The sequence below is a fragment of the Microcoleus sp. POL10_C6 genome (assembly GCF_036701585.1).
Lineage (GTDB): Bacteria > Cyanobacteriota > Cyanobacteriia > Cyanobacteriales > Microcoleaceae > Microcoleus.
Map to the genome: position 1 here is coordinate 89,166 of NZ_JAUBRB010000026.1, position 10,237 is coordinate 99,402.

The window sequence follows — 10,237 nt, forward strand, 5'->3', positions numbered from 1 at the left end:
TCGCTACTGTTTCGGCTAATTGGCTTTCGAGATTTTGCTTTTCGGTAGCCAATTGCTGCTGTAAAGAAGCGATCGAACTTTCGCGTTCACTCAACTGCTGCTGTAAACTTTCGTAACTTTCTTGCAGCGGATTTGGCTTTACACTCACCGAGTCCGATAGAGTTTCTGCCGTTACAGCCTCATTAATTTCGGTTTCTTCGGCTGTTTCCCCTTGCAAGTGGGCTGCCTCTACCTCCGTTTCTTCACCTTTTTTCCAAGTGACAGTAACTTCCGTCTTGTCCTTAGAAATATCCAGAGCGCCTTGTGCCAAGCGTTCTAGGAGTTCCGACCTTGATATTCCGAGCTTGCGAGCGATCACGTTTAATCGATCGGCACTAGAAGAAGTCAGCGAAAGTCCGACTTTGACTTTACTTTCTGAATTGGAACTAACTACATTGCGATTTTTTTTGACCATTGGCATTTTCCTCATGCCAACCTACACTAATAAGTGTAGTGGCTGAAGCTTCTATTAAAATTAATTCTTGTTACTTACCAATTGTGCCAGCTTCTGTTCCCAATTGAACAAAAATCCGTGAATATACTCTTCGGTCCATTCCTCGCCGTAGAACCGCTTAAACATTCCCTGACCCAGGGTTTTTTCGGCACGATAGCGCAGATAGCACAGTTGAGCTTGTTAGATACTATCTAACTTTGCGCCCCATGTCATCTGTTCGGCGCGATCGGCCAAATCGAAATAAGCCGCCAGATAGTCTTTGAACCCTCCAAAAACCGGAATTGCCACAATTTCCGTTTCCTTGGGGCGATCCCACAGAAACGCCAACGAGAAAAACTGCTTAGCTTCCTCTGGAAAGTCGCCACTCTAGGGAAGGTGCGGTTGATGAGCTTGAAAAATTTGTTCGATCGGCCCAGTACACTTAGCTTGGTAGTCAGCATCGCCGCCAAACAGAGGCTGCATATCCAGAGCAATTAAATGGCCACCCGGCAGCGTTACAAAACCCGCGCCAAAAAACGGTTGATAGAGATTACCTGAAATCTATTGCTCCTACTTTATATAATTTTAGACTGCGGCGTGCCGAACAGAAAAACAAGTAGAGAGGTGAAATTTTTCCAGCCAACTATCCAGCTAATGATTCGGGGACATCCTAGATAGACTTCTTTCAATTTGATATAAAAACAAATACACGTACAGGAATTATTGCTGTAAATTTACCAAGATGGAAACCATGACGATCAAAAATGAGCAACAATATCAGCACACCTTAGATTGGTTGCTGCGATTTTAGCAGTCTGTAGCTGAATTGGATAGTAATGAGAGTTTGAAAGACGAACCTGTGGGATGGCAGTTTCAGAGAGATTCAGATCCGAATCAAGTAGACGAGCTAAAGTCAGAAGTTGCTGAATATGAGCGACTTGTTCAGTGCAACCCCAGCAAATTCCGCTCAAAGTTCATACTTTCAATAAGTTGCCAGGTACTTTAATTAAAGCTTGCATAGCCGCAAAAATTAGCAAACAAAAACTAGCCCCGATATTAGGAATTAATGCTGAGCGATTTAAGCAATATGAAGACACAGATTATCAATGCGCTATTTTTGTGGAAATCCTCGAAGTCAGCACAGCTTTGGGCGTAGAATTTGAAACTGCTGTGATTCTGGTAGGTTTTCAGGAAATAGAAGCGGTTAAAAAAACAGTAGAAAAATGGCGAAAAGAAAAAGTTAATTTAGCAACGGGTTCTCCAGCCCGTTCCACAATAATATTGAGTTTTGACAGAAGGGGCCGGAACTCCCTTTCATAAGGTTGTATAACTATTTATATTGACTGTTTTTAAAGCGAAGCTTCCAAAGTCGCACCTGCAACCCGATGATCTCGATCTTTTGCCAAATAGCTCACAGCAGCGCGAGCTTGAGGATTGTCAAATCTGCTCAGCGCGCGAGCAACTCGCAGCCGAATTCCCCAGTAATCCGAACTTACTAGAGGTAATAATTGCTGCAATGCCTCTTCTTGCTTCTGGGTATTTGCCAGCAGACCAAATCCGTCAATTGCTGCTTCCTGAACTGGTACATCTTCGCCGCCAAGACCGATCGCACAAATTTCAAATATTGCATCAGCACACTGCATTTCGTACAGCGGAGCCATGATACTGCGGCGGACGAGCCAATTGTCATCGCGGCGAAAAGCTTCAACTAAATGAGAAATTGCCTCGGTTCCGAACCTTGACAAAGAGTTAGCGGCTTCTGCTCGCACGTTCGGATCGCGATCAAACTGCATCATTTTTAACAGCGCCGCAAAAGCTTCCGCAGTTTGAATCTGCCGCAATCCCATCGCCACGAACGATCGCACCATAAACTCGCCATCGTCCACTTTGCTCAGCAACATCGGCAGCGCCACCGCAGAATCGCAGTTTCTCAGAGCCGTTACCCCCCGCAGCCTCTCTTGAGAATCCGAACTTTGCAGCGCTGCTTGGATTTCGCTAATTTTCATAAGCCAATTATATATTTTTGTTACGTTTCTTTACAATTTTAGCAATTATTCCCGGATTTTGGGCAGATTTAAAAAAACTTCACTGCTGAATAAGAAATTTTGTGGGTATTTAAGCGAACTTTTGTATGAGTAATGAAGGCAATCAGTACCCTATTTATTTGAGTATGTGGAGGCATCATTATTATCTCGCGCGTAAAATCCCAAATGATTGGAAATTGGACGTTCCTGCATGGGAATTTTATTCTGAATCGGAGCATTCAACAGTTTCGCTCCTGACGGCGATGCTACTGCAAAAGTTACCGACCCGCCGCCATCTAAATTCAGCACTGTCTCGGCTCCCAACTGCATCGAAATATCAGTTATTTCGCTCAATTTCAGCCCTTCACTGTAAAGCCTCTGCTTGCCGTCTGCCAGAATTAACCACAACTTGTCGCCTGTTTTGTCAATCGCCGCAACGGCACGGGGATAGGGTTTATCCTGTTTGCGTTCTTCCTGACTTTGTGCTACGGGTTGACCATTTTTCACCAGCAAAGTATCTCCGGCAACTCCATAGGCTGTTCCCGAAGGACAAGTGCCGTTTTCGATTATTTGAGCGCGGTTTTTGGCATCAAAACAAAGGGCGGGGAAGCCTGAATGTGGTTTAGAATAAGCTTGGCTTTTGGCAAGGGCGTGTCCGACATTATTTACTCGATCGCCACTGCGGGGATAGTAATCCCAAGGTGCTTCCTCGATGCAGGGATAAAAAAAATTGCCGTTAACTGCTAATTGCAATTTAAATTCTTTCAGGAATTCAGTAGCAGTGCGGGCATTGGTTTCTGTTAAATCGGCTGTTGGGTTTCCGGGAGTGACAAAAATTCCTATTCCCGGCGCTTTTAGGTCGATGCTAACAATGTGAATGAGGGTGGGACGCGGATTAGTCCGAAATTCCCTGCGGTAGGCTATTCCTTGAAAGAGCGATCGGGCTTCGTTGGTTTGTTGGGGACGCAAAAAGTAGGGAATGTTGTAGAGTAGTATTGGTGCGAGCAATATTCCGAGACCGAGAATATGCCAAATTTGTTTGATAGTGGGCCGATAAGTCATACCATTTTAGATTTTAGATTGGGGACGGGAACACGGACTGATTTATATATTTTCAAGCCTCCTCTACTAATATGAAGCGTTCGGATTCCAATAATTTTAGCAATCAAATTTTACAAAATCGATCGTTCCAAGGACAAGTTCTTAACGGTGCTGATTTTAGCGGCGCGGATGTTAGAGGCTGCAATTTTAGAAATGCTCAGTTAGCGGGTGCGAATTTTATCGGTGCGAAAATCGGGCTTTCTCGGCGACAGATAGCTGTTTTGAGTGCTGGGGCGATCGCGATTTGTTTGGTTGTGGGCGATGTTCTGACTCGAATGATTCTGGGAGCCCAAGGACAACTACCGGACTCTCCCAGTTGGCCTTTTGTTCTGTTGCTGTACGGGGTTTTGAGCGCTGCTGGTTTCGCTTCGGCGATCGCCAGCAAACAGCCAAAAACTTCAAAAGCGGGTAGATTGGCACGAACAATTTCTGCTATTCTATCAGGAGCTTTGTTGGGATTTTTCTATGCTGGCACTGCAACTAATAATAATTCCCAGGCTGCTATTGCTGGAATGGCGATCGGCGGGGTGTTAATGTTTTTTGTGAGTTCCCGGATTCGCGGCCAATTTGCACAGGTGGCGATCGCATCGGCTGGAAGTGTGGCGACTTACGCAGCGGCTTTTTTGTTCAGTGCAACGGCGAGCGCTTTTCTGAGCACTCACAAACTGTTTTGGGGTATGTGTTTCGGTTTGCTGTCGCTGCTGTATCTTTGGTTTGCGTTTGTGTCTTTCTCGGCGATTGTTCGAGAGATTGGAAATGCTGAGGGTACTTCGTTCAGAGGGGCAAATCTCGCTGATGCTAAGTTCGATATAAATTACGTGTATCTAAAATCTAAAATTTAAAATCTAAAATTACGCCACTGATATTCAAACAGCAATTGATCCAGCAGAAAGCGACGCTTTGCTGCAAACGGTGGCGATTGGTGTAGGTCACTATGGTTTTCTAGTATTGGCATTATATCTGGGCGTTTATTCTCGGCCCGATCGCCCGTAATTTACACTCAAAAATATAAAAGCGAGATCCCTTGATTTTTCTAAAAAAATCAAGGGATCTCGCTCTAATCAAAGTATTTATCTCATATCAGAGATTTTTTTTGCAAGCTGTTTTTTTTGCCTAAACAGCTTGTTTAACGGAGAGGGAGGGATTCGAACCCTCGTTAAGTTGCCCTAAACACACTTTCCAGGCGTGCGCCTTCAACCGCTCGGCCACCTCTCCAGGGCTAAATTCATTCATTTAGCCACAGCTAAACTATATTAGCAGAACAAATCTGATTTGGGAAGGGGTAACGACATAAATTTGCGGTTTAATATGGGTAGGGTGTGAAACGGGCAGGCTTGGGTTCTCCTCCCTGGGTCGCAAACCCATTCATTTCAAGGATTTTGCCCCGCCAGCGCCAATCTAAAATCTAAAATCTAAAATCTAAAATTCCATGACTAACTCTTACACAATTAAAATTCATAACAGACAGACAGGCGATCGCCACACCGTGCGAGTACCCGAAGACCGCTACATCCTCCAAAGCGCCGAAAACCAAGGAGTAGAATTGCCCTTTTCCTGCCGCAACGGCGCTTGTACCGCCTGTGCGGTGCGCGTCAATTCGGGGGAACTGCACCAGCCAGAAGCAATGGGGCTGTCTGTGGAACTACAAAAAGAAGGTTATGCCCTGCTGTGCGTCAGCTATCCCCGTTCCAACATCGAGGTAGAGACGCAAGACGAAGACGAAGTGTACGAATTGCAATTCGGTCGTTACTTCGGCAAAGGTAAAGTTAAAGCCGGTTTGCCGTTGGATGAAGAGTGAGCAACTTGATAAATTATAAAATACCAATTATCCATGCTTTATCGATTATGTGCGATCGCCCTTTGTCTGTTGTTAGCTAGTTGCCAAAAACCAGAAATGCCCCAAGGTACGATCGCCAAAGTAGAAAGGGCCATCAGCGGCCAAACAATCGAAGTTATCAGTACAGCCGACAAAATAGCCTTATTAGAACAAATCAGGCTGATTGGTATTGATGCGCCGGATTTAAAACAGCAGCCTTGGGGAGAAGCAGCCAAACAAAGACTAGAACAGCTAACTAGGGGAAAACAGGTATTGTTAGAATCCGACATCGAACAAAAAGACCAGTTCGATCGCAAACTAGCCTACTTGTGGCAAGATAAAAATTTGCTCAACGAACAGCTAATCAAAGAAGGTTATGCCCTGGCCTCGGTGCGATCGCCCAACACCAAATACCAGCAGCGACTCATCAACGCTCAAGAATGGGCGAGACTCATGGGTAAAGGCCTGTGGAATCCAGAACGAGCATTGCGCCAAACTCCCGCAGAATTTCGCCAGCAAAATCGGAAATAGTCAGTTGACAGTTGACAGTTGACAGTTGGCAGTTGACAGTTGACAGTTGACAGTTGGCAGTTGACAGTTGACAGGTGGCAGTTGTCATTGGAAGCAATTCTCAATTCCCAATTCCCAATTCCCAATTCCCAATTCCCAATTCCCAATTCCCAATTCCCAATTCCCAATTCCCAATGACTGACAATCAACTGCAAAACTTCTTAGAAATAGCCACCGAAGCAGCCCTAGCCGCCGGTTCCGTCCTGAAATCTTTCTGCGGAAAATTAGAAAAAATTCAAGAAAAAGGGCGATCGGGCGATTTAGTCACAGAAGCCGACAAAGCCTCAGAAGCCGTCATTTTAGAAATTCTCGGCCGCCACGTACCCCACCACGCCATCCTCGCCGAAGAATCCGGCAAATTAGGGGATGCCAGCAGCAAATACCTGTGGGCGATCGACCCTTTGGACGGCACAACCAATTATGCTCACCAATATCCTTTTTGGGCCGTGTCGATCGGACTTTTAATCGACGGGATACCACAAATTGGAGTAATTTACGACCCTTTTCATAACGAATTGTTTCGGGCAGGTAAAGGATTGGGAGCAACCTGCAACCGTTTGCCGATCGAAGTTTCCCAAATCTCAGAATTGAGAACCAGCTTGCTAGTCACTGGCTTTGCATACGATCGGCGGGAAACAGCAGACAATAACTATGCCGAATTCTGTCACCTTACCCACCTCACCCAAGGCGTGCGGCGCAGCGGTTCCGCATCCCTAGACCTCGCACACCTGGCGATGGGGCGATCGGACGGATACTGGGAACGGGGACTCGCCCCTTGGGACGTAGCAGCAGGCGTACTCATCGTCTCCGAAGCCGGAGGTCAAGTTACAGCTTATGACGGCAGTGCCTTTGAGATGAACTCCGGTCGGATTTTGGCCACAAACGGTAAAATACACGCCGAACTCAGCAGCGCATTGCTAGCCGTTCCTCCCTTATCTTCTTGGAAGTAGCGCCCCCCAGCAATAGATCGGGGGTAGTACGGGGGTCAGAACCCCTTGACTCAAGCTACATTAAAGAATAGTGAAAAGCCAGGAAAGGAAGAGTAAAAGTTATGTCTTTTGAAATGACAAAAGGGCTGTTCAAGTACGACTTTACAGATCAGCACGCAATTTTGGGAATTCCCTTAGACGCCGAGTTTAACGACATCCGCAAGCGCTACATGAAAATCGCCCGCCGGTTGCATTCGGATACTTGCTCTTTTGAAAGCCAAGCCGATAAAGATTGGGCTAACCAATTTTTGTCAAAAGTAGTCAATCCGGCTTACAACAAATTCTCTAAGGAAAGCGATCGCAAAGAATACAGCCTGCTATTAGCAGCCATCGCCAAGCGCGTCGTTAAAGAACAGGCGAAAATGCAAATTGAAAGCGCAGCAGCCAAACAGTTAGCTACCGCTAAAGATTGGGAAGAAGCTTACAAAACAGCAGTTAGCAAACTCGCTCTCAAGCAGTATGAATCAGTTAAGGAAACGCAAGAGGCGATCGATCAAATTAGCGAACTTAACATGGTTTATTTGCTGCGAAAAGAGCGCCTTGGTGGTGTTGGGGTTGCACCCGCTTCACCCATAAAAGATGCAACCCCACCCCCAACCCCACCCCCAACCCCAACCCCAACCCCAACTCCAACCCCAACTCCGCCCAAAGACGACCCGCGGATCGAAGCCTATTGCCGCCGAGCTCAAGGATTTATGGACAGCAAAAATTACGCTAAAGCAAGTTTGGAGTTGAGGGAAGCCCTGAAGGGCGCCCCGAAACACAGCAAGGCTCACGCTATGTTAGCAATGTGCTACCTTGAACAAAATCAAGCCACAATGGCAAAACTTGAGATGAACAAAGCTTTGGCATCAAATCCTGAAGAACCGACGGCTTTGGAAGTTAAGAAAAAGCTGGAACAAGCTTCCGCAAAAGCCAAAAAAGGTGACGAGAAACCAGGGTTTTTTGCAAGTTTGTTTGGCGGGAAGAAGAAGTGAGAAGTTGTGAGTTGTGAGTCAGGAATATTTAGAAATTGGTAAACTGCTCAGCAGTGAAGTGATCTCGCTCAAAAGCATCAATAGTTGGTGATATCACATCGGATAACAATCGGAATTATACCGTCAGTGCGATCGTCCCGCGATCGCGGCTGCTCCAGAAAGAGCGGGACGCTTGCACTTACGGGAAAAATGATTATTCCCATGCAAACCAAAACGCTATCACGCCTTAATTTGTTAAAGTCGAAGGTTAAGCTTGCCTGATTCGACTTTAACAGCCTCCCCTAAAGCTAAGCTTCTAAGCCCAATCTAAAATCTAAAATCTAAAATTGATATGACACCTTAATTTGTTAAAGTCAAATGTTAAGCTTGCCTCGTTAGACTTTAACACCGTCCATAAAGCTAAGCTTCTAAGCCCAATCTAAAATCTAAAGTCTAAAATCTAAAATTGATATGGTTCACCAACCCCCATCCGGTGCAAGAGATTTATTGCCCCTTGACGTTGCTCAAAAAATTTCGATCGAACGGCGCTTACAGCAGGTTTTTCACCGCTGGGGCTATCACCGGATTATTACCTCTACTCTAGAAAGGCTGGAGACATTGATGGCTGGGGGCGCGATCGACCGATCGACCTTAATTCAATTGCAAGACGCCGAGGATGGAGAACTGGGTTTGCGGCCGGAATTGACAGCATCTATCGCCCGCGCGGCTGCAATGCGGATGGCCGGGACTCGCTGGCAGCCTCAGCGCCTCTACTACAACGCCAACGTGTTCCGCAAAGGCCCAGATACTGGCTCAGGCGGGCAACAGGAGTTCTATCAAGCTGGCGTAGAGCTGCTCGGCGCGGGGGGGACGGTTGCGGATGCGGAAGTGCTGCTGCTGCTGTCTGAGTGCTTGCAGAGCTTGGAAATTGATGACTGGCATTTGGTTTTGGGAGAAGCGGGCTTGACTGCAAGATTGCTGGAACCGTTTCCCCCAAACGTGCGCCAAAAAGTTCGGGGGGCGATCGCCAATCTCGATCGAATTGCCTTGGAAACTTTGCCGCTGTCAACGGAATTGCGAGAAAGAGCTCTGCTGTTATTTGACTTGCGCGGTCGCCCAGAAGAAGTGTTGCCAATTGTTGCCAAGCTGGATTTAGATTTGCCGCAGCAAGCCGCGTTAAATAATCTCAAATCTGCGATCGAATTGCTGCACCAATATCAGTCAAAAATTCCCAATCTCAAATCTCACATTCACCTCGATTTGAGTTTAATTCAAACATTTGACTACTACACTGGAATTGTGTTTGAAGTTGTCAGCAGCAGCAAGACAGGACAGCGAGTTTTAGGACAAGGGGGACGCTACGACCAACTGTTGGGACTGTTCGATCCCCAAGGGCAAAATTCCCCCGGCATCGGGTTTTGTCTGAATATTGAAGATTTGCACCAAGTGTTGCTGACAGAAGGGCAATTGCCCACCCAGACGCCAGCTAGCGACTGGTTGGTTGTGGCTCAAACTCCTGAAGCTAGTGCCGCCGCGTTTGCTTACGCTCGCAAACTCCGAGAGTCTACTCACCTAGTTCGGGTGGAAATAGATTTAGAGAGTCGGGAGACAGCAGAGTCGGCGCGGGAATACGCGCGCGATCGACGAATTGCTCAAATTGCTTGGGTAAATGCCGAAGGATTGCCAACAATTGAAACGGTAAATTAGCCTAATTGGTAATTGGTAATTAGTAGTTGGTAATTGGTTAAAAATCACCCGATATGATATTATGTATCCTGCTGATTGAGAGAAGGTTTTGCCAATTGCTAATTGCTAATTCCCTATCTACCTAAAATCTTTTGAGAGAACACTATGGCACACACTATTGTTACGAATATTTGCGAGGGAATTGCTGATTGTGTCGGCGCTTGTCCGGTTGCTTGCATTCACCCCGGCCCCGGCAAAAATGTCAAGGGGACTGATTGGTTTTGGATTGATTTTGATACCTGTATTGACTGCGGTATTTGTTTGCAGGTGTGTCCTGTCGAAGGTGCGATCGTTCCAGATGAACGCCCTGAGTTGCAGCAAACTCCGACTTGATTGCATTAATTAACTTCATCCGTAAGGTGCGCTGCGGCGCACCCTAAATTTTTTTATGAACCGCAGAGGGCGCAGAGGACACAGAGAAGAAGAGTGAGAAATATTGGAAAAATCTAACGTTTAGATATCTAAGTCCAGGTAATTAATTATGTTATACCAATTTTATGTGAAGTTGCATATAATAGAGAGATAGCTTTTATGGTGCGTTTATGAGTCGTAGTTTAAAAATT

The 10,237-nt window shown here is 46.2% G+C and carries 11 protein-coding genes, 1 tRNA gene and 1 pseudogene; 8 read left to right on the forward strand and 5 right to left on the reverse strand.

Going from position 1 to position 10,237, the window contains the following annotated elements:
• Both QUA34_RS16530 and QUA34_RS16535 read right to left on the reverse strand, forming a co-directional pair.
• The coding region (locus QUA34_RS16530) for a ribbon-helix-helix protein, CopG family (protein WP_333388287.1) at positions 1-454 on the reverse strand (454 nt) is incomplete at its 3' end.
• 60 nt (positions 455-514) lie between these two features.
• Positions 515-1,033 (reverse strand): annotated as a pseudogene (locus QUA34_RS16535) (hypothetical protein).
• A 384-nt stretch (positions 1,034-1,417) separates the two neighbouring features.
• Here QUA34_RS16535 and QUA34_RS16540 point away from each other — a divergent pair.
• Positions 1,418-1,792 carry a hypothetical protein gene (locus QUA34_RS16540; RefSeq protein ID WP_333388290.1) on the forward strand — a complete coding sequence of 125 codons (375 nt, stop codon included), beginning with the start codon at positions 1,418-1,420 and terminating at the stop codon, positions 1,790-1,792.
• A 29-nt stretch (positions 1,793-1,821) separates the two neighbouring features.
• Here QUA34_RS16540 and QUA34_RS16545 read toward each other — a convergent pair whose 3' ends face one another.
• Together QUA34_RS16545 and QUA34_RS16550 are read right to left on the reverse strand one after the other, a co-directional pair.
• Entirely contained in the window at positions 1,822-2,478 is a 657-nt protein-coding gene (locus QUA34_RS16545; RefSeq protein WP_333388293.1) for a HEAT repeat domain-containing protein, read from the reverse strand.
• Between the two features lie 150 nt (positions 2,479-2,628).
• Complete coding sequence (locus tag QUA34_RS16550) at positions 2,629-3,558, reverse strand: phosphodiester glycosidase family protein (protein ID WP_333388295.1); 930 nt, start codon at positions 3,556-3,558, stop codon at positions 2,629-2,631.
• Positions 3,559-3,629: 71 nt separating this feature from the next.
• Between QUA34_RS16550 and QUA34_RS16555 the strand changes: the two genes are divergently transcribed.
• On the forward strand, positions 3,630-4,439 hold the full coding sequence (locus QUA34_RS16555) for a pentapeptide repeat-containing protein (RefSeq protein WP_333388299.1): 810 nt from the start codon (positions 3,630-3,632) through the stop codon (positions 4,437-4,439).
• Positions 4,440-4,727: 288 nt separating this feature from the next.
• Here QUA34_RS16555 and QUA34_RS16560 read toward each other — a convergent pair.
• Positions 4,728-4,812 (reverse strand) — tRNA-Ser (locus QUA34_RS16560).
• 214 nt (positions 4,813-5,026) lie between these two features.
• Between QUA34_RS16560 and QUA34_RS16565 the strand changes: the two genes are divergently transcribed.
• The 6 genes from QUA34_RS16565 to QUA34_RS16590 all read left to right on the forward strand — a co-directional run bounded on the left by QUA34_RS16565 (position 5,027) and on the right by QUA34_RS16590 (position 10,007).
• Positions 5,027-5,395 (forward strand): 2Fe-2S iron-sulfur cluster-binding protein, encoded by a 369-nt coding sequence (locus QUA34_RS16565; RefSeq protein ID WP_333040827.1) that lies wholly within the window; start codon positions 5,027-5,029, stop codon positions 5,393-5,395.
• A gap of 33 nt (positions 5,396-5,428) precedes the next feature.
• Positions 5,429-5,944, forward strand: coding sequence for a thermonuclease family protein (locus tag QUA34_RS16570; protein WP_333325611.1), 516 nt, complete (start codon positions 5,429-5,431; stop codon positions 5,942-5,944).
• Positions 5,945-6,117: 173 nt separating this feature from the next.
• Positions 6,118-6,933, forward strand: a complete 816-nt coding sequence (locus tag QUA34_RS16575) for an inositol monophosphatase family protein (RefSeq protein WP_333325605.1) — start codon at positions 6,118-6,120, stop codon at positions 6,931-6,933.
• Positions 6,934-7,034: 101 nt separating this feature from the next.
• Positions 7,035-7,949 (forward strand): tetratricopeptide repeat protein, encoded by a 915-nt coding sequence (locus QUA34_RS16580; protein WP_333325602.1) that lies wholly within the window; start codon positions 7,035-7,037, stop codon positions 7,947-7,949.
• A 450-nt stretch (positions 7,950-8,399) separates the two neighbouring features.
• The gene (locus QUA34_RS16585) at positions 8,400-9,635 is read left to right on the forward strand and encodes an ATP phosphoribosyltransferase regulatory subunit (RefSeq protein WP_333325599.1); all 1,236 of its coding nucleotides are present in this window, start codon (positions 8,400-8,402) and stop codon (positions 9,633-9,635) included.
• Between the two features lie 144 nt (positions 9,636-9,779).
• Entirely contained in the window at positions 9,780-10,007 is a 228-nt protein-coding gene (locus QUA34_RS16590; RefSeq protein WP_333054336.1) for a ferredoxin family protein, read from the forward strand.
• Positions 10,008-10,237: the final 230 nt, after the last annotated feature.

What these genes read in the sequence shown, in the direction of transcription:
- QUA34_RS16545 (WP_333388293.1), bottom strand. Translation starts at nt 2,478, where the DNA reads ATGAAAATTAGCGAAATCCAAGCAGCGCTGCAAAGTTCGGATTCTCAA.
- QUA34_RS16550 (WP_333388295.1), bottom strand. Translation starts at nt 3,558, where the DNA reads ATGACTTATCGGCCCACTATCAAACAAATTTGGCATATTCTCGGTCTC.
- QUA34_RS16555 (WP_333388299.1), top strand. Translation starts at nt 3,630, where the DNA reads ATGAAGCGTTCGGATTCCAATAATTTTAGCAATCAAATTTTACAAAAT.
- QUA34_RS16565 (WP_333040827.1), top strand. Translation starts at nt 5,027, where the DNA reads ATGACTAACTCTTACACAATTAAAATTCATAACAGACAGACAGGCGAT.
- QUA34_RS16570 (WP_333325611.1), top strand. Translation starts at nt 5,429, where the DNA reads ATGCTTTATCGATTATGTGCGATCGCCCTTTGTCTGTTGTTAGCTAGT.
- QUA34_RS16575 (WP_333325605.1), top strand. Translation starts at nt 6,118, where the DNA reads ATGACTGACAATCAACTGCAAAACTTCTTAGAAATAGCCACCGAAGCA.
- QUA34_RS16580 (WP_333325602.1), top strand. Translation starts at nt 7,035, where the DNA reads ATGTCTTTTGAAATGACAAAAGGGCTGTTCAAGTACGACTTTACAGAT.
- QUA34_RS16585 (WP_333325599.1), top strand. Translation starts at nt 8,400, where the DNA reads ATGGTTCACCAACCCCCATCCGGTGCAAGAGATTTATTGCCCCTTGAC.
- QUA34_RS16590 (WP_333054336.1), top strand. Translation starts at nt 9,780, where the DNA reads ATGGCACACACTATTGTTACGAATATTTGCGAGGGAATTGCTGATTGT.